The sequence below is a fragment of the Asticcacaulis sp. AC402 genome, from assembly GCF_000495835.1.
In the GTDB taxonomy this organism is placed as follows: domain Bacteria; phylum Pseudomonadota; class Alphaproteobacteria; order Caulobacterales; family Caulobacteraceae; genus Asticcacaulis.
In genome coordinates this window covers 1-24,678 of sequence record NZ_AWGC01000022.1, presented here as the reverse complement: position 1 = coordinate 24,678, position 24,678 = coordinate 1, and the positions used below count along the sequence as shown (strand labels likewise).

Below are 24,678 nucleotides of genomic sequence, written 5' to 3'. Positions count from 1 at the left end.
CGAGCTTTTGCGAGGAACCATGGGGGGCGCCTAGTCCGGCGCTTGAGCTGAAAAAAAAGTGAATACCCGGAGTTATTCTTTACGAGGCTGGTATTACGCCGTGATCTGATGAATTGCATCTCCGCAGCAACACATTCGCAACAGAAATTCACAAAATCTCACATTTTTGCCCACAAAGAACACAATTGTCACAAAGCAGCGCTATCGCTCCGCCTGAGGTCGTCTGCGGAGCATGTCCCGTGCATCGCGATCGTCCCGCCCCCTTATCATCCCCGGAGAGATCTGATGAAGAACATGCTCATGACGGGCGCAGCCGCCGGCGCCCTCCTCCTGATCGCTGCGCCTTCTTTCGCGCAAACAGACACCACGACGTCATCGCAAACCGAGTCGTCGGCCACAGAGACCGCGCCGGTCGAAGTCGTCATCACCGGTTTTCGCAAATCGCTTAGCGATGCCCGCCGACTGAAGCGCAGCTCGAATATTCAAATCGATGCCATCGTCGCCGAAGACATGGCGAAGTTCCCTGAACTCAACCTGGCAGAGTCGCTGCAACGCCTGCCCGGCGTGCAGATCACCCGTGAAGCCGGTGAAGGCCGCCGCATCTCCTTGCGCGGCCTGGGGCCCGATTTCGCCCGCGTTCAACTCAACGGCATGGAGGTGCTCGGCAATGTCGACTCGGCCCAGGACAGCCGTGGCCAGCGTTCGCGCGACCGCGCCTTTGACTTCAACATCTTCGCTTCGGAACTGTTCTCACGCGTAGAGGTCGAAAAGACCTTTGAAGCCGCACAAAAAGAGGGCGGCATGGGTGGAACGGTGGGCCTCTATACCGGCAAGCCCTTTGACTACAAGCCGGGCAGCAAGGGTGCGCTGTCGGTCAAGATCGGCACCAATGAATACACCCAGGATGTCCAGCCGCGCATCGCCGCGCTGTACAGCTATAACTGGGACAACCGCTTCGGCATTGCTGTATCGGCTGCCTACAGCACGCGCGAGACCACCGAGCAGGGCCACAACACCTACAACTACGAGCAGCCCAGCGCCGGCAAGATGGCGGAACTGGTCGCCAAGGGTCTGAACATCTCCAAACTGACCACGGCTCAGCAGGCTAAGTTCCTGTCCGGCGACCTGTATTTCGCCGACGGCAACCGCATCTCGTCCTGGAACTCAGACCAGGAGCGCCTGGGCTTGACTGCCGCCGTGCAGTGGCGTCCGATCGAGAACATGCTGCTCACTCTGGACGTGCTGCATGGCGAATACACCACAGAGCGCAGCGAAGTTCACCTCGCGACACGGCCGCTGGCCTCGTCCGGTTCGGTTGCCTTCGACACGCCCGCCAGCACTGTTTGGCCGACGTCCTTCCAGACCGCTTCGGTCATCAACAACCTGCGCTGGGACAGCAGCAACTACGTAACCATGACCGACGTCACAGGTACGACTTTTGGCAGCGAACATCGCCGCTCGCTGAACGAGAACCGCTTCGATCAGATTGCCTTGACTGGCAAGTGGAACCTGTCCGATCGCCTCACCCTCGAAGGCCATATCGGCTATGAGAAGTCGACCTATGAGACGCCCTATGACGACAAGCTGTACATGCGCGCCAGGGGCAACCTGATCGCCGACTATGGTAGCGACGGGCGCTCGGCCTCCTTCCAGTATCCGGGCTGGGACACGACCGACGCCGACAACTACGTCATGGACTCGTTCTACTACCGTGGTTTCAACAACCAGTCCGAACTGCGCGAAGCTGAGTTCAACGCGAGCTATGCCCTGTCGAACGTGTGGACCCTGCGGGCGGGTGTTGCCTATCACCGCTTCTCGCAAGGCGGCATCGACAAGTTCTATGACGACAACGTCAACGGAACCCGCACCAAGACGCGCGGCACGTCAGTCGCTGACATCACCTCGGTCTATACCAACGAGTTCGGCTCCTGGCTGATCGGCGACTATGACAAGGCCTTTGCCAAGTATAACGAATACCACCGTTTCGGCCCCAACAAAGACGGAACGGGCGGCGCACTCCAGGACATCGAGAACGTCTACGACACCACGGAATCAACGATCTCGGAATTTGTTCAGGCTGACTGGGACAGCGAACTGTTCGGCAAGCGTTTCCGCGGCAATATTGGTCTGCGCGGTTACCAGACCGACACCCGCAGCGTCGGCTGGATTCAGGGCGACAGCTACGCCTATCTCGGCACAGCCGACGTCGAAGGCAGCTATTCCGGCGTGCTTCCAGCCCTTAACACGGTGCTGGAGATGACTCCGGACGTGCTGGTGCGTTTTTCCGCCACCCAGAACCTGAACCGTCCGGGTCTCGGCTCGATGGCCGCCAAGGGCAGCGCCTTCCAGTCCAACGACGACTGCGATTTCAGCAAGCCAGACGCCGAAAACAACTGCGAAATCTCGGCCTCGCGCGGCAACCCGGACCTCAAGCCCTACAAGGACGATACGCTCGACCTGTCGGTAGAATACTATTTTGGTAAAACAGGTCTGGTCTCGGCCGGCGTGTTCCAGAAAAAGATTACCAACTTCATCGGTTCTCAGACCCTCGAAAACATCCCGTTCAGCGAGACGGGCGTGCCTTCCGGCACCATCCCGGGCGCCAATGAGAACACGATCGTCGATGAGTTCTCGATGCCAGTCAATATTTCCGGCACGAAGACGCTCACCGGCTTCGAACTGGTGGCACAGGGTCAGTTGACCTTCCTGCCCGCCCCCTTCGATAACCTGGGCGTGGTCGCCAACTACACCTCCGTCGATGCCCCGATCGAGATCACGGGCATCTCCAAAACCAGCTACAACGCCACGGTCTACTATGAGACCGAGGTCTGGGGCGCGCGCGCCTCGCTCAGCCACCGCAGCAAGTGGTACTCGGGCCGCAGCAGTGAAGTTATGAGTGCCAGCACGCGTGGCTTCCAGGAATCGACCTATATCGACGCCGCGGCCTTCTACAATATCAATCCCAAGCTGCAACTTTCGCTGAATGCGATCAACCTGACCAACCAGAAGGATACGCAGTTCTGGGGTCAGAACGAGTATCTCTACAATCAGAACCAAAGCGGGACGACCTACATGTTCGGCCTGGCCTACAAATTCTGACGTAAAACTGTGTAATGACGACGCGCTCCACCTCCCTGGAGGTGGGGCGCTGTCTTTACAAGTGTTGAGCCCTGTGATCATTTCCCATCATCATCGTTTCATTTTCGCAGCGGTTCCCAAGACCGGCACCCATTCCGTGCGCCAGGCGCTGCGCGAACATCTGGGGGACGACGACGTCGAACAGGTGGGGCTGTTCGTCAACAAACGCTTCCCTTGGCAAGATCTGGCCGCTATCCAGCACGGCCATCTGTCGTTGCGGCAGGTGCGACCTTATCTCGGCGACGACGCCTTTGCCGCCTATTTCAAGTTTGCCTTCGTGCGCAATCCGTTCGCGCGTTTCGTTTCCTACTGCGCCTTCATGCTGCGCGACAGCGACGCCTTTCAGCGTGCCCCCCGCGAGGTCATGCACCACTTCCTGTTTGTCGCACCACCGCAGGACCATATCCTGTTCAAGCCCCAGGCCTCCCTGCTCGTTGATGACGACGGGAATACCCTGCTGACGGATATGGTCGGCCGAGTCGAAGACATGCAGGGCTCGTATGACCGCATCTGCGCCCGTCTTGGCCTGCCATCGCAGCCACTTGGCCACGTTAATGGCAGCCGTCATGGCGATTATCGTCAGTATTATGATGACGCCCTGATTGCGGGGGTTGCCGCGCGCTACGCTCAGGATCTCGACCTGTTCGGCTATGGATTCGAGGGCGCGAGATGACGATTGACCCTCTGCCCGCCGCCAACCCGCGCAAGACAAGGGGCGTTCGCCATCTCGGTCCGGTCGATATCGCCCCTCTTCGCGACGCTGTCATGGCGATCCCACAGACAGTCTGGCGCGAAGAGAATGCCTGCAAACCGAACCGGTTCGAGGCCTTGGGTGAAACCCGCCACATGGTTTTCCGCTTTGTCGACAGCGTCCTGGACTGGCGCCGGTCGCACGATCGCAGCGCCTGGCCGCAGTGGCGCGACCTGGTGGAACCGGTACTGGCTCAGGCCGTAGCGAGCTATGGCTACCGACAGGCCGCCTTCCCCAGGGTCATGTTGGCCGCCATGCCGCCGGGGGGCGTCATTCACCCACACGTTGACGCCAACCTGGCCGCCAAATGGCCGCACAAGATTCATGTTCCAATCCTGACCAACCCCAAGGTGGTGTCCTTCTTTGGCGGCGCGCCACACTTTTTTCCGCCCGGAGAGGCGGTCGAGGTCGACAATCTGGGGCCGCATTGGGTGCGCAACGATGGGGACACGGACCGGGTCCATCTGATCTTCGAATACTATGACACCGAGCAAGCTGAGCCTGCCTGGTTGGCCAAGCCCGCAAGGGACACAGTAAGATGACGGCCGATCGCGATGCCCAGCTCAAGGCGGCCCAGATGGCGCGCCAGCAAGGCCGCATCGACGACGCCCTCGCAAGGCTCGCCCGCCTTCAGACGCTTTATCCGCGGTTCAGCCGCCTCTATCAGGAGCAGGGCCACTGTCACGTGGGTCTAGGCGATGCTGCCTCGGCCATTGCTGCGTTGCAGGACGCGGTGCGTCTCAATCCGACTCTACCCGCAAGCTGGGACATGCTGGAACAGCTCTACCGGCTGACAGGCGTCCCCGCCCAGGCGGCAGCGGCCGCTCAAACCCTGGCCCATTTGCGTAACCTGCCGCCCCAGGTGGTGGTTGCTAACAGTCTACACGCCGACGGCGACCTGAAAGAGGCTGAAAACGTCATCCGGGACTACCTGGACTGTGACGCGGACAATATCGGCGCGGCGCGGCTGCTGGCCCGAATCCTGAGCGATGGCGGCCGGCTGGATGAGGCCGAAGCCCTCCTCGACGCGGTGCTGGCCCGCGCCCCCGATTATCACGCGGCGCGTCTGGACTACGCCCTGGTCCTGTTGCAAAGCCAAAAGCCCCTGCCGGCACGGCAACAGGCGGAACACCTGTTGGCCCAAGACCCGGACCACCGTGACTACCTCAAACAATATGCCGCTGCCTGCGTCGCGCTCGGCGATTATGAACCGGTGATCACTGTGTACGATCGGTTGCTGAGCCCTGGCGGACCGGTACTGCCGGCGGCCGAAATCGCCGACCTGCGCTACTGGCGGGCGCATGCGCTAAAGATTACCGGCCGGTATGAAGAGGCCCTTGCCGACTATCACGCCGCCCTGGCGGCGAAGCTGGACTATGGCGTGGCCTGGTTTGGCCTGGCCAACCTCAAAACCTATCGTTTCAGCGACGCAGACATCATGCGGATGCGCGCCGCCCTGCAAAAACATGACCTTCAGGATATGGACCGGATCTACCTCGGCTTTGCCCTGGGCAAGGCGCTTGAGGACAGGGGTGAGTACGAACCGTCGTGGCGCAGTTACGCGCTGGGCAACGCGCTGCGCAAACGCACCAGCACCTACAACCCTGAGGGCGCTGAAGCCTGCGCAACGCATCTGAAACAGGTCTTTACAGCGGAATTCTTCGCCCAGCGCAGGGACTGGGGTTTGGCGGCCCCCTCGCCCGTCCCCATCTTCGTTGTCGGCCTGCCGCGGTCCGGATCAACACTTATTGAACAGATTCTGGCCTCACACTCTTCCGTCGAAGGCACCCAGGAACTCACGGAGATTGAGCGTTACGCCGCTGAGCTCTTTGGCCGTGACCCCGCCTGCTACCTGCCTGTCGACCTGGCCGCCGCACTGCGGATTACACCCGAGGCCGCGCGGCGACTGGCCCGGCGTTACCTCGATGACACCCACACCTATCGCCGGGAGGGCCGAGCCATGTTTGTCGATAAGATGCCGAACAATTTCTGGCATATCGGCCTGATCCATCTCCTTATGCCCAACGCCATCATCGTCGACGTGCGGCGCGAGCCGATGGCCAGCGGCTTCAGCAACTTCAAGCAGTTGTTCGGTGGATCGAACCAGATGTTCAGCTACGATCTGGTGGACATCGGCCGGCATTACCGCACCTATCTCGATGCGATGGGCCATTGGGATCGCGTACTGCCGGGCCGGGTCCTGCACATTCAGTACGAGGACCTGGTTCAGGATCTCGATGGCCAGGTCCGGCGTTTGCTGGCCCATTGCGGCCTTCCCTACGAAGCCGGCTGCCTGGCCTATCACGCGACCCAACGCAGCGTCCGCACGCCCAGCTCCGAGCAGGTGCGCCGGCCCATCGATCCGCAGGGGACGGTACAATGGCAAAACTTCGCCCCCTGGATGTCGCCCCTGCGCGACGCCCTGGGTGACGCTCTCACCCGCTACAGAGCGTGACGCATGCGCCTCTCCAAGCCCTTCTTTCAACTTCCTATCCTGTTTGATGTGCCGCGCCTCCAGGCCGAGGTTGCCGCCCTGCCGCCTCAGGCCTGGGTGCCGCATCCCGATCAGGTGCCGGGCAACAGCGCCGCACGGCTCATCAGTGTGCATGGCCAGGAGACGGACGCCGTTCATGGTCAGATGCTGGCAACGGCGTGGCTGGATGCCTTGCCCTATGTCCGTCAGGTTCTCGCCGGGTTTGGCGTTGTGTGGGGCCGATCTCGGCTGATGCGTCTTGGCGCCGGTGCCGGGGTGCCCGAGCACGCCGACATCAACTATCACTGGCATACCCGTGTCCGCCTCCACATTCCGATCACCACGCAGCCGGCCGTTCGCTTTCACTGCGACGGCCAGTCGGTTCATATGGCCGCCGGTGAAGCCTGGATCTTCGACAACTGGCGCCGCCATCATGTCGAGAACAATTCGGAGGTCGAGCGTATCCATCTTGTTGCCGACACCTCCGGAACGGCAGCATTCTGGAGATTTGCCTGCGACGCCCCGCCCCCGCGTGAGGAGTGGCGGACCTTGGCCTGGGCGCCGGAGTCCCGCCCGCGGCTTTTGACCGAGACCCATCGGCCATCGCCGGTCATGCCGGCCGCCGAGGTCCAGTTCCTGGTCGAGGACTTGCGATCGGAGCTCGTACTGGTCGGCGACAAGGCTGAGGGCAGCGGCCGCCTGACGCGTTTCAACCAACTGATGGAAGCGTTCGTCCAAGACTGGCGGCAACTGTGCGCCCTGCACGGCATCGGCGGCCCGGGCAGGCCGGAGTTTCTGCGTCTGGCCGATGCCGTTCGCGCCGCCGCCGCCCCGCTCGCCGCCGGTTTGGTCATGCGTACCAACCAGGTCGACGCCATGTTGGTGCTCGAAAAGCGCGTCCTTCAGCACCTCGTTACCGACAGCCCACCGCCATCCCCTGGCCGACAAACATAATCTCGGTCTCCCCCCGATCCCACCCTTTGGAGCTCCCCATGACAAACCCGATCCGCAGACTTTCGCTGCTGTTCGCTCTTCTGACCTGCCTGCCGGGCGCGGCCCTGGCTGATGCCGCAAACTCCGCCAAACCCAGCCATGTCGTCATCATCGGCATCGACGGTCTGAGCCCAGACGGCATCCTGAAAGCGGACACGCCCGTACTGCACGACATGATGAAAAACGGCACCTGGAGCCTGCATGCCCGCGGCGTATTGCCCACTTCCAGCAGTGCCAACTGGGCCTCTATGATCGGCGGCGCCGGACCAGAGCAGCATGGCGTGACCAGCAACGACTGGCGGGTTGGCGAGTTTGGCTTTCCGACATCAGTCACCGGCTCCGGCGCCTTTTTTCCTTCTATCTTTCAGGTGATTACCGACCAGCACCCGGACTGGGAGGTCGGCGCGATCTATCACTGGAGCGGTTTTGGCAACCTCTACGACCACCGCTTTGTCGACTACAACGTCAATGCTGCAAACGAAGACGCCACCACCGCCCTGGCCGTCGACTATATCAAGGCCAAACGTCCGCAGTTCCTGTTCGTCCATCTCGATCATGTCGATCACGCCGGGCATGAATTCGGTCACGGCACACCTGACTACTACGCCTCGGTTAGCAAGGCCGACCGGCTGATCGGCCTGATCCGTCAGGCGGTCTTCGACGCCGGCATCGCTGACGACACCGCTATCATCGTCTCCTCTGACCATGGTGGCGTCGGCAAGGGCCATGGCGGTGAAACCCTGGCCGAACTGGAGATTCCATGGATCGCTTTTGGCCACGACGTAACGCCAGGCCTCGAACTGGACCTGCCGATCAACACCTTCGACACGCCGGCGACGGCGGCCTGGCTTTTGGGCGTCGACATTCCCTATGCCTGGCTGGGCCGTCCCGTCCGGCCTGTTCTTAAAGGCGAGTTGATGCCCAGACAGGCCTATCGCATCAGCAGTTTCTATGCCTCGCCGGTGATCGAGCCAACAAACGACGGCAATACGCCCTCGGGCGGCCTGTTTATCAACCGGTCAGCGCAGATGACGTTGCGCAATCCCAACAGTGTCGGAGAACTGCGCTACACGCTCGACAACTCCGTTCCGACGCAGGATTCGCCGCTCTACACTGGCCCCGTCGAGATCCGCAAGAGCACCATCGTACGCGCCACCCTCTTCGTCGACGGTCAGCCCGCCAGCGTTCCGGCCACCGGCTATTTTCGCATCCTCGAGCTGGGCGCCGCCAAACCACAAGGCCTGACACACAAGGTCTATCTGTTGCCAGAGTCCCCGGTCCGCCTGCCCGACTTCTCGCGTATCGAGCCCGTCGCTTCAGGAACCTCTTACGAATTCACCATCGACGGTCTGAACCTGCCGCGCGCCGATGCCGTCGCGGTTGTCTTCGAAGGCAAGATCCGCATCGACACGGCCGGCGCCTATGACTTCTTCCTGGCGTCGGACGACGGCAGCAAACTGTATATCAACGGCGCGACAGTCGTCGACAATGACGGCGACCACGGCGTCATCACGGCGACCGGCAGTGTCGAACTCCAGCCCGGGCAGCACGTCATTCGGGTAGAGTATTTCAATGGCGGTGGTGGGTCCTGGCTGGGCGCCTGGTTTCAGGGACCAGGCATTCCGCGCCAGTTCATCGATCCTAACCTGCTGACGCAGAAATAGCCTGTCTTTAGAGCGCAATCCGATAAAGTGTGCAGCACTTTATCGGATTGCGCTGTAGCGTCCACCTCCCTTTGAAGGTCCCGCACGGTCGGCCGCGGGACAGCCCAGGGGGACGAGGCTCGCTGTTCAGAAAACGCCGTAACCTGGCAGGATGGGGAATGCCCCGACACCCCGCCTATTCCGCCTTCTTCGATTTCTATCTGAGCGAACACAGCGTACCGCTGACCCGCGCCCTGCACTATATCGGTTCGACATGCGGGATTGCGGCTTTGGTGGCTGTGGTATGGACCGGCAATCCGGTGTGGATACTGGCAGGCTTGGTGGCTGGATACGGGTTTGCCTGGATCGGGCATTTCTTCGTCGAACATAACAGGCCGGCGACATTCAAATATCCGCTATGGTCTCTCATGGGCGACTACCACATGTTCTTCCTGTGGCTGACCGGGCAGTTGGGCAAACGCCGGGCCCTGGCAGCGGAGAGGCTTTCCTGAAGTTTCGCCGCGAAGCGTTTCCCTCAAAAGAGGATCCACAGATTTCACAGATTTTTTAGTGTCGTAATCTGTGAAATCTGTGGACCTACGTCTTCCTCAGTGCGCCAAACCAGGTCTCCAGGCTGACGGCCCGGGCCTTCATGCCGTTACGGCGCTCCTCCGCCTCAGCGTCCTGGCCCCAGATTCCGGCCTGAAAGGTTTCTCCAACCGTCGCGGCCGCGAAAGCATCTTCGCCGCCGAGACGCCCCCGCCAAAGCGCCAGGGCCAGAACCACCGACCCCAGCAGCGGGATGGCCGTCATCAGTCCGGCCTGTTCGTGGGGCGTCATGGCCAGGACCAGCGCTCGCAGTCGATCGGTCGTTTGCGCCGGTTGTGCCTGATGGGTCAGGGTCAGGTTCTGATAAAACACCAGGTCGAGTTCCTCGCTGGCCCATAGAAGTATCGGGTCCCAGGCCTGTGCTTCGCGCGCGATCAAAGATTCCGGATATTCGGAAGGGTAGCAGATCAGGTCGGTTTCGGCATAGCGCAGAACCTCGGTGACAATCTCGTCCCGGATGTCTGGCATGCGGTCGATGGCGGCGAAGCCCAGCCGTGTTAAAGGCATGGCGTCATAGTCGACATGTTCGCCGACAGCAGCCCATTCGGCCGCCACGGGATGCGCCAGGGCGTGAACCGGCAGGACCAGGTGGGCGCCCGACGGCGTTTTCACCGGGCGGCCGTCCAGGGCAATACCAAGACCCTGCGTGACCGTAACCTCTTTCCAGAAGCGTTTGGGGCGGTGGCCCAACTGGTCTGCGCGCTTGGCCGGCTTGTCAACCATGGGATACGACTTTGCTGAAGGCGCCTAAGGCTGCCGTTAGCTCATTGAAATCGTGGACAATATGGTCTGCCTGCTCCATTTCTTCAACCGTGTGGAAGCCCCAGGAGACCCCGATAAAGTGGACCCTGGCCTCACGCGCCATACGCATGTCATGGCCGGTATCGCCGATCATCACCGCCTGGTGCGGATCAAGCCCAAGGGCCTTGAGATTGGCCTGGAGCATGTGCGGGTGAGGTTTCGACGGGCCGTCATCGGCGCAGAAGGTGACGTTGAACAGGTCATGCCAGTCGTAAGAGTCAAGGCAGCGGTTTACGCCGCGACGGGATTGTCCGGTCGCCATGCCAAGAAACCAGCCATCACTTTTGAGACGCCGCAGGAGGTCGTCGGCGCCGGCATATAATGCTTCGCAAAATTGAGAATTCTCATGCATCCGAACATAGCTGGCCTGGAACGCCTCAAGGTAGGCACGATGGGTCGCCTCGTCGTGATCCGGCAACATGTGCACAATCGCTTCGAACAAGGAGATGCCGACAATGGCGCGAACCTGGTCATAACTGGGCGGCGTCAGGCCGGTCGCCTCGGCGGCTTCGGTGGCAGCGCGGAAGATGCTTGACCGGCTGTCGACCAAAGTGCCGTCGACATCAAAAACAGCCATTTTTATGCGCTCAGGTGCCGCGCGGGCTCCTCGCAAAGGCTCGGGCGGGCAGTCGCCCTTGCCAAAGCCAAGAGGCTTTGGAGTCATCTCTTCCTCTTTTTGACTTTGACAAACGGGTCGGGCTCAGCATCGTGCTGTTCGAAACCGAAACGGTCAAACCCGGCCTTGATCACCGGGTCGAGTGGCGCTTCGACGATCAGCGTGCCCTGGGTCGGGTGCGGCAACTCGATGCGACGATGGTGCAGTTGCAATCCCAAGCCTTCCGAAAGGCTACGGCTTTCGTCATTGCCGTATTTTGGATCGCCCAGGATACTGTGGCCGATGGCCTGCATGTGGGCACGCAGTTGGTGTGTCCGGCCGGTGTGCGGGCGCAGCCCCATCCAGGCTACGCGGGGACCGGCGCGGCCTATGGTGACGTATTCGGTCTCGGCCGGCTCGGCGCCCGGCTCCTTGGGATCGGCCGGCTGGACGATCTCGCGATCGTGGAAGCCCTTCTTGATCAGGGGCGTGTCGATATAGCCTTCCTCTGGCTTGGGGTTGCCGACGACCAGGGCCCAATAGGTCTTGTTGGCGCGGCGCTTGGCGAAGGATCCGGCCAGGCGCGCCGCCGCCGACGGGCTCTTGCCCAGCAACAGGACGCCAGATGTATCGCGGTCCAGGCGGTGGACCAGGCGCGGGCGCTCCAGCCCCTCGCCCCAGGCCGAAAGAAGACGGTCGACGTGGTTCTTGGTTTTCGTCCCGCCCTGGACGGCCAGACCCGACGGCTTGTTGATGGCGATGACGTCCTCGTCCTCGTACAACACCAGCGAGCGGGCATAGCGGATTTCCTGCGGCGACAGTTCAGCGCGTTCGCGCTTCTGCTGGTCCTGGTCGGGCACGGCCGGCAAGGGCGGTACGCGGACCGTCTGGCCGGTGGCCAGGCGCGTATCGGCCTTGACCCGGCCACCGTCGACGCGGACCTGACCCGAGCGCAGCAACTTGTTCAGTTGCACGTGGTTGACGTGCGGCCAGCGGCGCTTGAAGAAGCGGTCGACACGGATGCCGTCTTCGCCTTCGGCGACGTACAGGGTTTTGACTTCATTACTCATGCAGCTACCTTGCGGACAATCATCATGCCGACGAAGACAGCGAAGACCGACAGCACCACCGACAGGCCGGCATAGGCCATGGCCTGAAGGTAGTCGCGGCGTTCCAGCATCTGCACCGTCTCCAGCGAGAAGGACGAGAAGGTGGTGAAGCCGCCCAGGACGCCGACGCCGAGCAAAAGACGCAGGCGTTCGCCGTCACCCTTCAGCGGACCAATCAACAGGGCCATAAGCACCCCCATGAGCAGGCCGCCAACCACATTGGCAACGAAGGTCCCCAGAGGCCAGGCGCTGTTCAGTCCCCTGTTCGAGAGATATTGGCCAAGACCGTAGCGGGCCACAGAACCCAGGGCGCCGCCCACCATGACAAGCAAAACATTGTTCATGGCGCGGTCATACCCCTCTTGGCGCGCGGTTCATAGTCCTCTAAGTTCGAAAAATCCTGAGAAAAACAATCGGATTTCCGACGATGACCCTCAATGCAAAATATGCGCCCGATAACATCTTCGCCAAGATCCTCAGGGGCGACATTCCAACCGTCAAGGTCTACGAGGATGACCGGATCTTGAGCTTTATGGACGCCTTCCCTCAGGCGCGCGGCCACACCCTGGTCATCCCCAAGGTCGCCGCCTGCAACCTGTTCGATATCGCCTCCGATGACCTGCGCAACCTGATCGACCATACCCGGCGCATTGCCACAGCCGTCCGCGACGGTCTTCTGCCCGACGGCATCCGCATCGCCCAGTTCAACGGCGAAGCCGCCGGCCAGACGGTGTTTCACCTGCATTTCCACATCATCCCGGCGTTCACCGGCAACCCAATCCAGGCCCATGGCGGCCAGATGGCGGACCTGGGTGACCTTCGCGAACTTGCCGACAAGATAAAGGCTAAGCTGTAAGTGCAACCGTTTTACGTTCTTCGCCACGGTCAGACCGACTGGAACCTGCAGCTGCGATTGCAGGGTTCGACTGATATTCCGCTGAATGCGCAAGGCCGCAACCAGGCACGCACAGCAGCGGAAATCCTTACTGGGCAAGGTATTACAAAAGTTATATCCAGCCCCTTGTCACGTGCCCTGGAGACGGCGCATATTGTCGCCGGGCGGCTGGCACTGGAACCGGTCATCGATGCCCGGTTGATCGAGCGCAACTTCGGCCTGTTCGAAGGTATGACCATTGACGAGGTTCATCAGCATCGCGACGAGATGCGCGACCACATGAATCCAGCTGTCGACCTGGACGGCAAACACTATCCCCACAATGCTGAACCCCTGGGCGAAGTCATTGAGCGCGTGTTTACCTGCGTGAATGAACATCGTGAAACTGGTGACATCTGTCTGTATGTTTTCCACGGCATTCCCTTTCGCGCCGTGACGCGCAAATTCATTAACGAGATGTACTCCAGTCCCAATGCCTGTCCCGTCCGGTTCGAGTCCGAAAACGACGCGTGGCGGATGGTGGCGCTCGATCCCGACAATGCCCCCATCGCCCAGATCTTCAATGCCCAAAGCACCATGGGGCGGATCTGAATTCGTCCGAACTCGGACTGATTTCAGAATAATGCATTGAAAAATAATAAAATTTTTTTCGGAAGGTTAAGGCTCATTTTACCTCTCTCCCATAGTGTGCATCGAAATACAGTCCGCGTGTTCGAGTGAGGTTGCGTCCGTCTATGGTGAGGTCCTACAGCATGCACAGCCTGCAGATTTCCGACATAGCCGATCCGATTGCCCCCATATCGCCCGGCGTGAAGGCGTCTTGCGTCTATGAGCGCTTCCGTGACACGCCCGACCTGATGGTGCTGGCGGTGGCCGACGACATCGGCCAGGTCCTGGGCCTGGTTGAACGCCATACCTTCAATCTGAAAATGGCCGCCGAGTTCGGCAGGGCGCTGTATGGCCGCAAGCCGATTTCCGCTCTTATGGACCGTGAACCGCTGATGGTCGAGGCCGATACACCGTTGAACGATTTCACCGGCGCCATGCTGCAGGACTGCCCGTCCGAACTGATGCGCGGCTTCATTGTTACAAAAAACAAACGTTATTACGGCGTCGGGACGTCGCTGGCAGTTTTGCGAGCGATCAGTGCTGATCTGCAGCGTGCCTTTCACGTCCAACACGAGATGACACAAGACCTGATCGCCCTGGGCGCCGAAGCACAGCGTCACCAGGGCTTTCTCAACATGGTCATCCAGAACATTCCGGCCATGGTCCTGGTCAAACAGGCCCAGGACCAGACCGTTGTGCTGCTCAACCAGACCGGCGAAGCCCTCCTGGGCGTAAGCTCGCAATCTGCTGTCGGCAAGACAAGCCACGACCTGTTCTCACCGGAGCGCGCGGCCTTGTACGATGCCTACGACCGGCAGGCGCTGCAGAGTGACTGCCCGGTTGTGCTGGAGGAAGAGCGCATTATCGACGGCCGTGGTCAGGAGCGCATTATTCAGTTGAAGAAGACGGTGCTGCGCAAGCCCAACGGTGAGGCCGACAGCATACTGACCCTGGGCATGGACCTCACCGAACAAAAGCATGCAGAGGCTCAGATCGCGCAGTTGGCCCACTATGATCCGCTGACCGGCCTGGCCAACCGCACCCTGTTCACCGAAGACATGGAAAAGGCTATGGCACGCGCCGTCAGGCGGCGTCATGGCCAGACCGCCCTGCACTGTCTGGATCTCGACCGTTTTAAGGCCGTCAACGACTCCTACGGCCACCTGGCCGGCGACGAACTCCTGATCGAGGTTGCCCGTCGACTGCGCAAATGCGTGCGCAAGGGCGACGTCGTGGCGCGCATGGGCGGCGACGAATTCGCCATCATCCAGGATATTGAGCGCCCTTCCGACGCGCAGGGGCTGGCGGGCCGTATCGTCGAGGCGATGCGCGTCCCCTTCTCCCTTACCAATGCCCAGGTCGAGATCGGAGTGAGCATTGGGATCGCCCTGTCACCTGGCGACGCAAAGGACATGCATAACCTGATGTCGCGCGCCGATATGGCGCTGTATCGGGTCAAGTCGGAGGGACGAAACAACTGGTGCTTCTACAGTGCCGAGATGGACGAAAAACTACTGCATCGCATGGAACTGGAGCACGACCTGAAGCAGGCGCTCGAGCGCGACGAGTTCGAACTCCACTTCCAGCCTCTGCTGAACCTCAAGACCAGCGAAATTGTGTCTTTCGAAGCTCTGCTGCGCTGGCGGCACCCCAGGCGCGGCCTGGTGTCGCCGGTCGATTTCATCCCCGTAGCCGAGGAGAGCGGGCTGATCGGGCCAATCGGCGAGTGGGTGTTAAGGACGGCCTGTCGCAGCGCTGCGGCCTGGCCATCCCCATGGCGGGTAGCCGTCAACATCTCACCCGTCCAGTTCCGTCACAAGTGCCTCACCCAACTGGTCAAATCCACGCTGAAAGAGTCGGGTCTGCCACCGCGGCAGCTGGAGCTGGAGATCACCGAAACGGTAATTCTCAACCATGAGACGCACAATATCACGGTTCTGAACGCTATCCGCGGCCTGGGCGTGCGTATCGCCATGGACGATTTCGGCACAGGTTATTCTTCACTGAGTTATCTGCGCGCCTTTCCGTTCGACAAGATCAAGATCGACCAGTCCTTTATCCGCGACCTGCCGCATGACCGCAACGCCCTGTCGATCGTCCGCGCCATTATCGACATGGCGCAGACCCTGGGTGTTCATATCACGGCGGAAGGGGTCGAGACCGAAGCTCAGCTCGACGCCCTTGAAAGCTTGAACTGTGACGAGGCCCAGGGCTATTTGATTGGCCGCCCGGCGCCCGGTATCGAAACCTATTTCACCGCAGTTAAGCGATACGTTTAAACGCCGCGGATTTCATGCTACACCCCTCGCGACACGCAGGGGGACGCCGATGAAGAACGAAGTATTGTCACCGCAGCAGGCGCTGAGTCTGCGCCTTGCCGTGGGTGTGGTGTTCGGTCTGGGGCTGGCTTACCTGTTCAACAACGCCATGAACGCCAAGGGGGAGATAGCCCTGTGGATGCGGATTCTGACGCCAACCCTGGCGTTGGGCGCTTTCGTCATCTGGGCCAGCGCCGCGGCCATGCGTCGGATCAGCTTAAGTCTATGGAGCGCGATCGCCCTGGGCCTGATCGCGCTGGTGGCGTGGAACGCCCTGGTTCACGGTAACAAGGATCAGTACAACCCCGTTCTCATCGGCCTGGCCTTCCTGATCTATCCGTTCCTGTTCATCGCCAACGAACTGGTCAGTTCCGGCGACCAGGCCGGCAAGCCGATCGCGCCTTACGCCCTGTATTTTGACGAAGCGTGGAAGCGTGGCGTGCAACTGGCCCTGGCGGTTATCTTCACCGCCCTGTTCTGGGGGATATTGTGGCTGGGTGCCGTGCTGCTGGGCTTTATCGGCTTCGAGTGGTTCCGTGAGATGATCAGCAATGAATATTTCGCCTGGCCGGCCTCGGGCCTGGCCATTGCGGCCGCAGTTCATCTGGGCGACGTCCAGACCAAGCTGATGCATGCCTTCCGGTCGCTGGTTCTGGGCGTGCTGTCATGGCTGTTGCCGGTTATCACCCTGATCGGGCTGATCTTCGCTGTCAGCCTGTGTTTCAGTGGCCTGGCGCCGTTGTGGTCGACCAAGGCGGCGACGGCGTCGCTGCTGGCCGCCTGCGTCGCCCTGGTGCTGCTGATCAATGCCGCCTATCAGCAGGGTGACGAAGAACGCCCTGTCCACGTTGTCTTGAAATGGTCTGCCCGGTTGGCCTGTGGCCTGCTGTTGGTGTTTTCGGTGCTGGCCGCCTACAGCCTGTATCTGCGCATCCATCAGTATGGCCTGACACCGGAGCGGGTTCTGGCGGCGGTCGGCGTCTTTATCGCCGTGCTTTTCGGCTTGGGTTATGGCTATGCGGCGGTGTTGCCGCGCGGCCGCTGGTTAGCGACCCTAGAGACGATCAACATCTCCCTCGCCTTCGTCAAGGTGGCGGTCTTCCTGGCGGTGCTGACGCCGCTGGCCGATCCGCTGCGGCTCAGTGCCGACTCGCAGGCTTCTCGGTTGGAAAGCGGCGCCGTCGCGCTCGACAAGTTCGACTGGCGGGTCCTGCGTTATGAGACGGGGAGTTATGGCCTCAACGCCCTGGGACGACTGGCGAAGTCCGGCAAGACCGACGCTATCCGTGCCAAGGCCAAGGAAGCCCTGGCCTGGAACGACGAGGACCGCTGGGAGCATAGCGCCCCGGCAGAACCGGTCGCGACTTTCAAGCCTAACGTCTTGCGATTTAATATGGTGCAGCCCGGAGCCACCCTTCCGGCCAGCTTCCTGGATCAATCTTTCAGCGAGGATGACGACCACGCGATCTGCTACAAAGATAGCAAGTTATGCGACGTCCTGTTGCTCGATCTGAACGATGACGGCAAGGCCGAGTTGCTGGTCCTGGATAACTACCGCGTGCGCACGATCTATGAAGAGGCAGGCGTCTGGAAAATCGCCCCGATCACCTTCATTGTCGATTCGGATGACGTTACCGCTTTCAAAGCCGGCAAGGTCAAACCCAGAAAACCGCAATGGAACGACCTCGATATCAATGGCAAGGTAACGACGGTCGGTCGTTAGGCCGCTGCGCGCAGTTTCGGTTGAAGGTCGGCAAACAGCCCCAGCGAGTGCAGCCGCGCGTCGATATCATGGATCGGCATGGAGATGATCAGTTCATCGGCCTGGGTCTGATCCAGAAACGCGCCCAGACGTTTTTCGATCGTCGCAGTTGAACCCACCATGGCGTAGCGCAGCATGTGATCGATCATGGCCGTCTCGTCGGGGCTCAGGTCGGCGATGGCGTCATAGGACGGCTTCGGGAAGGGTTTGCGGACATTACGGCGCAGGTTGGCGAAGGACTGCTGCATCGACGTATAGAGGAACTCTGCCTCGGCATCGCTGTCGGCCGCCACGCCCATGACGCCAACCATGGTGTGAGGCCTGCCCAAATGTACGGATGGCTGGAAGCGGCTGCGATAGATGTGCAGGGCTTCGAACAACAGTTCCGGCGCAAAGTGCGAGGCGAAGGCATAGGGCAGTCCGAGTTGCGCTGCAAGTTGCGCACTGTACAGCGACGAGCCTAGCAGCCAGATCGGCACTTTTGCATTCATACCCGGTACGGCCAGGATGCGCTGCCCCTCTTGCGGCGTGTCCATCAGGGCCTGGAGTTCAAGCACGTCATTGGGGAAGCTGTCGACGCCGGAGTCCATGTTCCTGCGCAGGGCGCGTGCCGTCATCATGTCCGTGCCCGGCGCCCGCCCCAGCCCCAAATCGACCCGGCCGGGGAATAGCGCTTCAAGCGTGCCGAACTGTTCGGCGATGACCAGCGGCGAATGGTTGGGCAGCATGATGCCGCCGGAGCCGATACGGATGGTCTTCGTCGCCTGACCGACATGGGCGATGACAATCGCGGTTGCCGCTGAGGCGATGGCCGGCATGCCGTGATGTTCGGCCAGCCAGTAGCGGTGGTAGCCGGCGGCTTCCGCCGCCTGGGCCATGCGGGCGGAATTGGCCAGAGCATCGGAGACGGAGCCGCCCTCGCTGATCTGCGACAGGTCGAGGATGGAAAAGGGGATCATCACGCGCACTCCGGAAGGCGTGGCTTATGTGGGTAGTACGGTTACGATTGGAAAGGTTTGTCGGTCAAGATTGCTGCCCCACCGGCATGTGATAAATCTACCATCCGTTAATTTATTTTCCGCGAGACAAGCAAGGGTTGACGATTTCTATTGTTAACACTGTTCTTTGGGCGCTTCATGCCGTCGGGCGTGCAAAATGCGCCGTTGGGGAGATACGTTATGACGTTTTTTGGACGATTGGTATCCGCCTTTTTTATCGTTTTTGCGCTGGGGTGCGCCCAGGCAGTTTTCGCGCAATCCCCGGGCCATGTTTCCCAGGGATTGAACTATACGGCAACATTTGGCCTGCCCACCGATCAATCGCAATACAAAGTCGACAATCCCGTCTATCTGAGCACCTACAGTGACGGCAGCACGACCGCGACCCCCTACAGTTACGATCCCACCAGCCCTACGGGTTTTACGCTTGATATCGGTGACCTTAACGACGAACAGGCAGGAGAGGATGCTGCCAACGGGTTTGCTCCGAATGGGATCGGAGAGGGAAACCTAACCCTGAAATTTGACTGTCCATCCAACCTGACGGAATTCACCTTTTACAACAACATTGTAAAGAATGGCGGATTGGGTGTCAGCAGCTTTGTCCTGCATTTCTAAGATGCCAATGGGAACAAGGTCGGGACACCAATCTTCGTGGGACTGAGTGGTGCCCAGCCGCCCGCCACCGATATCGCCATACTTGCCGACCCGACGAAAACCCTGGACAAATCGATCATGGCCATCGATGTCGCCCCCATCGTAATCGATCTGACTCAGGAAGGGTCGCATAACTACAACGGTGTAGTGAGCATTCGTATGGAGATTCTATCCAGCCGAACCCAGATAGAGATCCGCGAGATCGTCGTCGATGGCACATCGAATTGCGCGACGGAGGCAACGGACATTGCACCCTCGGTTCTCAAGATTTGCAAGGTCGCAGGTCCCGGCGTTACGCCCAAAACAGGCTTTACCTTTGCGACGTCGACGTCCATCGGCATTGACGGCAGCGTAACCGTACCCGCGGGTCCCGGACCGGGCGGCTATTGTGCAATCGTCGGAGGTTTCCCCATAGGCACCGTGGTCACAGCAAAGGAAACCAGCCCTGGCGGCTATGCCGTTACCGATATCTCCATTGCGATGCCGAAAGATTCGGACCAGGTCGATCTCCCCGGCAAGACCGCTTCAATCGTTACCGTCGCTGGCGTGAACGAAATCACCTATGTCAATGAGTTGCGCACAGGTTTCATCGAAATCTGCAAAAAAGGCGACGTCTCCGGCGATTTTATATTTGAAATTGATGACGTTCAAGTAACGGTCCCCGCGCAAGCCTGTTCTCCCGCCTTGCAGGTCAGTTCAGGTATGCACACAGTTGTCGAGACGACAACCGGTGCGAACATAATGAGTTGCGAGGCCTACCCTAACGTAGCCGTCGCATGCCCGCCGGGCGGAAATTCGATAACCGTCGAAGTGAGACCCGGCGATATTGCGAGCCAAACCATACTGACGGTAACCAACGCGCCCACAGTCGCCACGCCGTCTAATGCCAAGCCTCATAAAAAATGACGCTTGGTATTCGTTTTTTTTCAACTCAAGCGCCGGACCAGGCGCCCCCCATGGCTCCTCGCAAAAGCTCGGGCGCCCCAGAAACTTACGCTGGCGCGCTTGCCAACCCACGATGAGTCAAGGTCATCGTGGGTTGGTATAAGGCAATGTCCGCTGTTCCATAAACGTGTTCAACGTCTCCAGTTTCGGACTGGTTTAGTTTGAGCGGTGGTAACCGGCGGCTTCAGCCGCCTGGGCCATGCGCGCCGAATTGGCCACGGCATCGGAGACGGACCCGCCCTCGCTGATCTGCGACAGGTCGAGGATGGAAAAGGAGATCATGACGCGCACTCCGCGAGCCTCATGTTAAAAAGTGGATACCACTTTTTAACATGAGGCGTTACATAGGGGCTATTCATGTAGGGGAAGCGGTTACGATGGGTAGGGTTTAGCCGCCTCGGACCCAGGCCTTAAAGTCGTGCAAGCCGGTCACCAGGCCGTTTCCAACGCCGTCGAACGCGGTCGGAAACAGGATTCGGACTGCGACCACCGTCACCAAAATCCCAACCATAACAAGGCCATGACGCTTGAAATCAGACATGACGTCTCCTTCATTCCCTTCACAATGATCGTGATTTGGCCGTTTAGCAAGGGAATATGGCGATATTGTGCAATGCAGCATGAGAAAGGTTAAGGCCAGGGGCGTCAGGCCCCTCGCCTTTTCTTACTCTACTGCCTCAGCCTTGGCACCGGACATGCCGTCTCCCCCGCTGCAGTCACAATGCGCGTGGTGAGGGGATTTAGCGAGTGAATATGGCGAGATTGTCCAAGCGCCATGACTGCCCGCCGGCTCCGGCGTTTATACGAACGGCCGTTGATCATCACTCTTAAGAAAGGCCCCGCCCGGCGCTTCGCGCCAACCTCCCCGTAAACGGGGTGGGCAAAGAAGATTAGGCCTTACTGCCGTTAGCATTACACGGTAACACTCGGCAATCAAGAAGCAGAGGGCGGCGACATGCTGACGGCAGTAGGAACGGTTCTTGGATCTCTGGTAGTGCTCATTGTCGTGTGCGCCGCCACGCGATGGGTCGTCATGGACCGCTTGAAACTCCGCGACACGCTGCTGAGGTTGTTCCTCGCGAACGGTTTGTCGCTGCTCGTCTGCCTGGCCTTTGCGGGTTTGAAATCTCTGGACCGCGATGGCGGCTTTCAGCCGATCCTCATTGTCATTTACCTCGGAGGACAGGGAATCGTTCTCGCCGCCGATGTCTTTTTCTATAACCGGCGGCGCGGCAACCGGTTCATATCGTCCCGCCGCTAAAGTCGGCTTTAGCCGGCTCCGGATGCCTCTTGCGAGGCGCCGCAAGGGCTTGAAATCGTAGCCGCCTATGGCACAAACTGAGGGCGTCAAACGGCTGTGGGAGGCCGGGATGGATATTATACCTTATGCACTGGGCGCCCTGTTGGCCTGCGGCATCGTCAGCCGTATCCTTTTGTGGCTGATGAAGAGGTTTCCCGACGACGTTATCCGGCTGGCGCTCGCAAACGGGCTTACTGCGGTCATCGGCTTTGTTATCGGCGGCTTTGGCGCTGCGAATGGCGGACCGTTTGAGCCGGCCGGTGGCCTGATCTATCCTGTCGTCCAGATCGTCGTTTTCGGTATCGACCTCCTCGCGCTGAAAGGTCGGCGCGCCGCCAAGGCGGCCGCCCGGGCAGAGCGTGAGGAAGGGTAAGGCCTACCAACGATGATGGTGACACATTGCAATAAAGAGGCCCCCTCCGTCTCGACGCGCTTCGCCAATGGCCTGCGGCCTGGCTCGCTTGCTCGCCACCTCCCCATCTTCGATAGGGAGGAGAAGCAAGGAAAACCCCCAGACTGGAATCCGGGGGTTTTGCACATCAATACTTGAGTTTCCCTACTCCACTGCCTCAGCCTTGGCACCGGACTTGTCGGCGCCTTTTTGCGACGGAGTGATGTCGAAGGCGATCTTGCCGTCTTCCAGCTTGACCAGAATGTGGCCACCCTTGACCAGCTTGCCGAACAGGATCTCGTCGGCCAGCGGCTTCTTGATGTTTTCCTGGATGACGCGGGCCAGAGGACGCGCGCCATACAGCTCGTCGTAGCCATTCTCGGCCAGCCACTTACCGGCATCCTGCGTCATTTCGATCGAGATATGGCGATCAGCCAGTTGCATTTCCAGTTGCAGGATGAATTTCTCGACGACCTTCGAAATCACTTCCGGCTTGAGCTGACGGAACGTGACGATGGCGTCCAGGCGGTTGCGGAATTCCGGCGTGAACAAACGCTTGATGGCCTGTTCGTCCTCGCCGGTGACTTTTTCACGGCCGAAGCCGATACTGTTCTTCTGGTTGTCGGAAGCGCCGGCATTGGTGGTCATGATCAGGACGACGTTGCGGAAGTCGACCTTCTTGCCCACGGCATCCGTCAACTGGCCATGGTCCATGACCTGGAGCAGGATGTTGTAGATGTCCTGGTGCGCCTTCTCGATTTCGTCGAGCAGGACCACGGCGTGCGGTTGCTGATCGACGGCATCGGTCAGCAGGCCGCCCTGGTCGTGACCGACATACCCCGGAGGGGCGCCGATCAGGCGCGACACGGTGTGACGCTCCATATATTCCGACATGTCGAAACGCAGCAGGTCGACGCCCATGGTGTTGGCCAGTTGCTTGGCGACTTCGGTCTTGCCGACGCCAGTCGGCCCGGAGAACAGGTAGCAGCCGATCGGCTTTTGCGGGTCGCGCAGGCCGGCACGCGCCAGCTTGATCGCCGTCGACAACTGCTCGATAGCCTCGTCCTGACCGAAGACGACCCGTTGCAGGTCGGACTTCATGTCGCGCAGGGCCTGGGTATCGTCACGCGACACCGTCTTGGACGGGATGCGGGCGATCTTGGAAACTACGTATTCGATTTCCTTGGGCCCGATGACCTTGCGGCGCTTGTTCTCCGGCAGGACCATCTGGAGGGCGCCGGCCTCGTCAATGACGTCGATAGCCTTGTCCGGCAGCTTGCGGTCGGTGATGTAACGCGCCGACAGTTCCACGGCCGTCTTGATGGCAGCGTCGGTGTATTTCAGGTGGTGGAAGGTCTCATAGTAGGGCTTCAGGCCGCGCAGGATCTTGATGGTGTCGTCGAGCGACGGCTCATTGACATCGATCTTCTGGAAGCGACGGACCAGGGCGCGGTCCTTCTCGAAGTGCTGACGATATTCCTTGTAGGTCGTCGAACCCATGCAACGCAGGGAACCCGCAGCCAGGGCCGGCTTCAGCAGGTTGGACGCGTCCATGGCGCCACCGGATGTGGCGCCGGCACCGATAACGGTATGGATTTCGTCGATAAACAGGACGGCGTTCGGATGGGCTTCCAGTTCCTTGACGACCTGCTTGACTCTCTCTTCGAAGTCGCCACGGTAGCGGGTGCCGGCCAGCAGCGTGCCCATGTCGAGCGAGTAGATGGTGGCGCCGGCCAGGACTTCGGGGACTTCGCCGTCGACGATCTTCTTGGCCAGGCCTTCCGCAATCGCGGTTTTGCCGACGCCCGGATCACCGACCAGCAACGGGTTGTTCTTGGTACGGCGGCACAGGATCTGGATGGCACGCTCGACCTCGGCCGAACGGCCGATCAGCGGGTCGACCTTACCGTGGCGCGACTTTTCGTTCAGGTCAACGCAATAGGCGGTCAGGGCGTCGGTCGAGCCGGCCTTGGCCTTTTCTTCCGACGAGGTGCTGTTGCTGTCTTCGGTGGCGCCGCGGACGGCACGCGGCTCGGACGCACCCGGCTTCTTGGCTATGCCGTGGGCGATATAGTTGACCGCATCGTAACGCGTCATCTCCTGCTCCTGCAGGAAGAAGGCAGCGTGAGATTCGCGTTCGGAGAAGATGGCGACCAGGACATTGGCGCCGGTCACTTCGTCGCGGCCCGAAGACTGGACATGGATGACGGCGCGCTGAATGACGCGCTGGAAGCCGGCGGTCGGCTTGGCTTCTTCCGACTGCGGTTCGACCAGGGACTTGAGATCGGTCTCGATATAGGCGTCCAGTGCCGTGCGCAGCTTGGGCAGATCGACATTGCAGGCCGTCATCACTGCGGCGGCGTCGACATCGTCGATCAGGGCCAGCAGCAGGTGCTCAAGGGTCGCATATTCATGATGATGCCCATTGGCGTGCCCAACGGCACGATGCAGAGTTTCCTCCAGAGCACTTGAAAACGATGGCATGACGACCTCCTAAAACCTCGAACTCACGACCTATGCAACGCAAACCTAAGACAAAACTGCTAACTTATGGTTTAGGTCACTTTTAACCATACGCTTGTGAACAGAACCTGAACCTCTCTTTTCACCTCTGTTATGAAAACTCGTATATCTTTGATTTTGCTTCTCTTTCATTCCCGACCAATCTGGCGGAAATGAAACAAAAACGTT

The 24,678-nt window shown here is 60.2% G+C and carries 23 protein-coding genes; 15 read left to right on the top strand and 8 right to left on the bottom strand.

Annotation, left to right across the window (positions count from 1 at the left end):
- Window positions 1–285 precede the first annotated feature (285 nt).
- The 7 genes from ABAC402_RS33415 (at window position 286) to ABAC402_RS33385 (ending at window position 9,510) form a co-directional block, all read left to right on the top strand.
- Entirely contained in the window at window positions 286–3,099 is a 2,814-nt protein-coding gene (locus ABAC402_RS33415; protein WP_023450191.1) for a TonB-dependent receptor, read from the top strand.
- A gap of 73 nt (window positions 3,100–3,172) precedes the next feature.
- Window positions 3,173–3,811 carry a sulfotransferase family 2 domain-containing protein gene (locus tag ABAC402_RS33410; protein WP_023450190.1) on the top strand — a complete coding sequence of 213 codons (639 nt, stop codon included), beginning with the start codon at window positions 3,173–3,175 and terminating at the stop codon, window positions 3,809–3,811.
- Window positions 3,808–4,431 (top strand): aspartyl/asparaginyl beta-hydroxylase domain-containing protein, encoded by a 624-nt coding sequence (locus ABAC402_RS33405; RefSeq protein ID WP_023450189.1) that lies wholly within the window; start codon window positions 3,808–3,810, stop codon window positions 4,429–4,431. Before ABAC402_RS33410 ends, ABAC402_RS33405 begins: the two co-directional genes overlap by 4 nt.
- The gene (locus ABAC402_RS33400; protein WP_023450188.1) at window positions 4,428–6,344 is read left to right on the top strand and encodes a sulfotransferase; all 1,917 of its coding nucleotides are present in this window, start codon (window positions 4,428–4,430) and stop codon (window positions 6,342–6,344) included. Before ABAC402_RS33405 ends, ABAC402_RS33400 begins: the two co-directional genes overlap by 4 nt.
- Before the next feature lie 3 nt (window positions 6,345–6,347).
- Window positions 6,348–7,316, top strand: a complete 969-nt coding sequence (locus ABAC402_RS33395; RefSeq protein WP_023450187.1) for an aspartyl/asparaginyl beta-hydroxylase domain-containing protein — start codon at window positions 6,348–6,350, stop codon at window positions 7,314–7,316.
- A 38-nt stretch (window positions 7,317–7,354) separates the two neighbouring features.
- Window positions 7,355–9,019, top strand: coding sequence for an alkaline phosphatase family protein (locus tag ABAC402_RS33390; RefSeq protein ID WP_023450186.1), 1,665 nt, complete (start codon window positions 7,355–7,357; stop codon window positions 9,017–9,019).
- A 158-nt stretch (window positions 9,020–9,177) separates the two neighbouring features.
- Window positions 9,178–9,510 (top strand): DUF962 domain-containing protein, encoded by a 333-nt coding sequence (locus ABAC402_RS33385; RefSeq protein WP_023450185.1) that lies wholly within the window; start codon window positions 9,178–9,180, stop codon window positions 9,508–9,510.
- Window positions 9,511–9,595: 85 nt separating this feature from the next.
- Here ABAC402_RS33385 and ABAC402_RS33380 read toward each other — a convergent pair whose 3' ends face one another.
- The 4 genes from ABAC402_RS33380 to crcB all read right to left on the bottom strand — a co-directional run bounded on the left by ABAC402_RS33380 (window position 9,596) and on the right by crcB (window position 12,456).
- Window positions 9,596–10,330 carry an ATP12 family chaperone protein gene (locus tag ABAC402_RS33380; RefSeq protein WP_023450184.1) on the bottom strand — a complete coding sequence of 245 codons (735 nt, stop codon included), beginning with the start codon at window positions 10,328–10,330 and terminating at the stop codon, window positions 9,596–9,598.
- Entirely contained in the window at window positions 10,323–10,985 is a 663-nt protein-coding gene (locus ABAC402_RS33375; protein ID WP_023450183.1) for an HAD-IA family hydrolase, read from the bottom strand. Before ABAC402_RS33375 ends, ABAC402_RS33380 begins: the two co-directional genes overlap by 8 nt.
- Before the next feature lie 83 nt (window positions 10,986–11,068).
- Window positions 11,069–12,073, bottom strand: a complete 1,005-nt coding sequence (locus tag ABAC402_RS33370) for an RluA family pseudouridine synthase (protein WP_023450182.1) — start codon at window positions 12,071–12,073, stop codon at window positions 11,069–11,071.
- On the bottom strand, window positions 12,070–12,456 hold the full coding sequence (crcB, locus tag ABAC402_RS33365) for a fluoride efflux transporter CrcB (protein ID WP_023450181.1): 387 nt from the start codon (window positions 12,454–12,456) through the stop codon (window positions 12,070–12,072). The genes ABAC402_RS33370 and crcB overlap by 4 nt, the downstream gene beginning before the upstream one ends.
- 83 nt (window positions 12,457–12,539) lie before the next feature.
- On the opposite strand from crcB, the gene ABAC402_RS33360 reads away from it, so the two are divergent.
- The 4 genes from ABAC402_RS33360 (at window position 12,540) to ABAC402_RS33345 (ending at window position 17,657) form a co-directional block, all read left to right on the top strand.
- Window positions 12,540–12,968, top strand: coding sequence for an HIT family protein (locus ABAC402_RS33360; RefSeq protein ID WP_023450180.1), 429 nt, complete (start codon window positions 12,540–12,542; stop codon window positions 12,966–12,968).
- Complete coding sequence (locus ABAC402_RS33355; RefSeq protein WP_023450179.1) at window positions 12,969–13,598, top strand: histidine phosphatase family protein; 630 nt, start codon at window positions 12,969–12,971, stop codon at window positions 13,596–13,598. It abuts the gene before it with no gap.
- 161 nt (window positions 13,599–13,759) lie between these two features.
- Entirely contained in the window at window positions 13,760–15,895 is a 2,136-nt protein-coding gene (locus tag ABAC402_RS41125; RefSeq protein ID WP_023450178.1) for an EAL domain-containing protein, read from the top strand.
- Window positions 15,896–15,944: 49 nt separating this feature from the next.
- Window positions 15,945–17,657: a DUF4153 domain-containing protein gene (locus ABAC402_RS33345; RefSeq protein WP_023450177.1), complete on the top strand. Its 1,713-nt coding sequence runs from the start codon at window positions 15,945–15,947 to the stop codon at window positions 17,655–17,657.
- On the opposite strand, the gene ABAC402_RS33340 is transcribed toward ABAC402_RS33345, so the two are convergent.
- The gene (locus ABAC402_RS33340) at window positions 17,654–18,655 is read right to left on the bottom strand and encodes an LLM class flavin-dependent oxidoreductase (protein ID WP_023450176.1); all 1,002 of its coding nucleotides are present in this window, start codon (window positions 18,653–18,655) and stop codon (window positions 17,654–17,656) included. The genes ABAC402_RS33345 and ABAC402_RS33340 overlap by 4 nt on opposite strands.
- Window positions 18,656–18,874: 219 nt before the next feature.
- Between ABAC402_RS33340 and ABAC402_RS33335 the strand changes: the two genes are divergently transcribed.
- Together ABAC402_RS33335 and ABAC402_RS33330 are read left to right on the top strand one after the other, a co-directional pair.
- Window positions 18,875–19,312, top strand: a complete 438-nt coding sequence (locus ABAC402_RS33335) for a hypothetical protein (protein ID WP_023450175.1) — start codon at window positions 18,875–18,877, stop codon at window positions 19,310–19,312.
- 36 nt (window positions 19,313–19,348) lie between these two features.
- Complete coding sequence (locus ABAC402_RS33330) at window positions 19,349–20,257, top strand: hypothetical protein (RefSeq protein WP_023450174.1); 909 nt, start codon at window positions 19,349–19,351, stop codon at window positions 20,255–20,257.
- Between the two features lie 195 nt (window positions 20,258–20,452).
- Here the strand turns inward: ABAC402_RS33330 and ABAC402_RS41120 are convergent, their stop codons facing one another.
- Both ABAC402_RS41120 and ABAC402_RS40275 read right to left on the bottom strand, forming a co-directional pair.
- A complete protein-coding gene (locus ABAC402_RS41120) occupies window positions 20,453–20,578 on the bottom strand; it encodes a hypothetical protein (protein WP_255346312.1) in 126 nt (41 codons plus the stop codon).
- Window positions 20,579–20,684: 106 nt separating this feature from the next.
- The gene (locus ABAC402_RS40275) at window positions 20,685–20,837 is read right to left on the bottom strand and encodes a hypothetical protein (protein WP_023450172.1); all 153 of its coding nucleotides are present in this window, start codon (window positions 20,835–20,837) and stop codon (window positions 20,685–20,687) included.
- 492 nt (window positions 20,838–21,329) lie between these two features.
- On the opposite strand from ABAC402_RS40275, the gene ABAC402_RS0120445 reads away from it, so the two are divergent.
- The gene (locus ABAC402_RS0120445) at window positions 21,330–21,557 is read left to right on the top strand and encodes a hypothetical protein (protein WP_023450171.1); all 228 of its coding nucleotides are present in this window, start codon (window positions 21,330–21,332) and stop codon (window positions 21,555–21,557) included.
- A 109-nt stretch (window positions 21,558–21,666) separates the two neighbouring features.
- Window positions 21,667–21,969 carry a hypothetical protein gene (locus ABAC402_RS33325; protein ID WP_155847412.1) on the top strand — a complete coding sequence of 101 codons (303 nt, stop codon included), beginning with the start codon at window positions 21,667–21,669 and terminating at the stop codon, window positions 21,967–21,969.
- Between the two features lie 183 nt (window positions 21,970–22,152).
- On the opposite strand, the gene clpA is transcribed toward ABAC402_RS33325, so the two are convergent.
- A complete protein-coding gene (gene clpA / locus ABAC402_RS33320) occupies window positions 22,153–24,471 on the bottom strand; it encodes an ATP-dependent Clp protease ATP-binding subunit ClpA (RefSeq protein WP_023450169.1) in 2,319 nt (772 codons plus the stop codon).
- Between the last annotated feature and the right edge of the window lie 207 nt (window positions 24,472–24,678).

Excerpts from the sequence above, each read along its gene's own strand:
- crcB (WP_023450181.1), bottom strand. The coding sequence starts at position 12,456 with ATGAACAATGTTTTGCTTGTCATGGTGGGCGGCGCCCTGGGTTCTGTG.
- ABAC402_RS0120445 (WP_023450171.1), top strand. The coding sequence starts at position 21,330 with ATGGACCGCTTGAAACTCCGCGACACGCTGCTGAGGTTGTTCCTCGCG.
- ABAC402_RS33385 (WP_023450185.1), top strand. The coding sequence starts at position 9,178 with ATGCCCCGACACCCCGCCTATTCCGCCTTCTTCGATTTCTATCTGAGC.
- ABAC402_RS33325 (WP_155847412.1), top strand. The coding sequence starts at position 21,667 with ATGGATATTATACCTTATGCACTGGGCGCCCTGTTGGCCTGCGGCATC.
- ABAC402_RS41120 (WP_255346312.1), bottom strand. The coding sequence starts at position 20,578 with ATGATCTCCTTTTCCATCCTCGACCTGTCGCAGATCAGCGAGGGCGGG.
- clpA (WP_023450169.1), bottom strand. The coding sequence starts at position 24,471 with ATGCCATCGTTTTCAAGTGCTCTGGAGGAAACTCTGCATCGTGCCGTT.
- ABAC402_RS33415 (WP_023450191.1), top strand. The coding sequence starts at position 286 with ATGAAGAACATGCTCATGACGGGCGCAGCCGCCGGCGCCCTCCTCCTG.
- ABAC402_RS33335 (WP_023450175.1), top strand. The coding sequence starts at position 18,875 with ATGACGTTTTTTGGACGATTGGTATCCGCCTTTTTTATCGTTTTTGCG.
- ABAC402_RS33345 (WP_023450177.1), top strand. The coding sequence starts at position 15,945 with ATGAAGAACGAAGTATTGTCACCGCAGCAGGCGCTGAGTCTGCGCCTT.
- ABAC402_RS33375 (WP_023450183.1), bottom strand. The coding sequence starts at position 10,985 with ATGGCTGTTTTTGATGTCGACGGCACTTTGGTCGACAGCCGGTCAAGC.
- ABAC402_RS40275 (WP_023450172.1), bottom strand. The coding sequence starts at position 20,837 with ATGTCTGATTTCAAGCGTCATGGCCTTGTTATGGTTGGGATTTTGGTG.
- ABAC402_RS33400 (WP_023450188.1), top strand. The coding sequence starts at position 4,428 with ATGACGGCCGATCGCGATGCCCAGCTCAAGGCGGCCCAGATGGCGCGC.
- ABAC402_RS33340 (WP_023450176.1), bottom strand. The coding sequence starts at position 18,655 with ATGATCCCCTTTTCCATCCTCGACCTGTCGCAGATCAGCGAGGGCGGC.
- ABAC402_RS33370 (WP_023450182.1), bottom strand. The coding sequence starts at position 12,073 with ATGAGTAATGAAGTCAAAACCCTGTACGTCGCCGAAGGCGAAGACGGC.
- ABAC402_RS41125 (WP_023450178.1), top strand. The coding sequence starts at position 13,760 with ATGCACAGCCTGCAGATTTCCGACATAGCCGATCCGATTGCCCCCATA.
- ABAC402_RS33395 (WP_023450187.1), top strand. The coding sequence starts at position 6,348 with ATGCGCCTCTCCAAGCCCTTCTTTCAACTTCCTATCCTGTTTGATGTG.
- ABAC402_RS33405 (WP_023450189.1), top strand. The coding sequence starts at position 3,808 with ATGACGATTGACCCTCTGCCCGCCGCCAACCCGCGCAAGACAAGGGGC.
- ABAC402_RS33380 (WP_023450184.1), bottom strand. The coding sequence starts at position 10,330 with ATGGTTGACAAGCCGGCCAAGCGCGCAGACCAGTTGGGCCACCGCCCC.
- ABAC402_RS33360 (WP_023450180.1), top strand. The coding sequence starts at position 12,540 with ATGACCCTCAATGCAAAATATGCGCCCGATAACATCTTCGCCAAGATC.
- ABAC402_RS33390 (WP_023450186.1), top strand. The coding sequence starts at position 7,355 with ATGACAAACCCGATCCGCAGACTTTCGCTGCTGTTCGCTCTTCTGACC.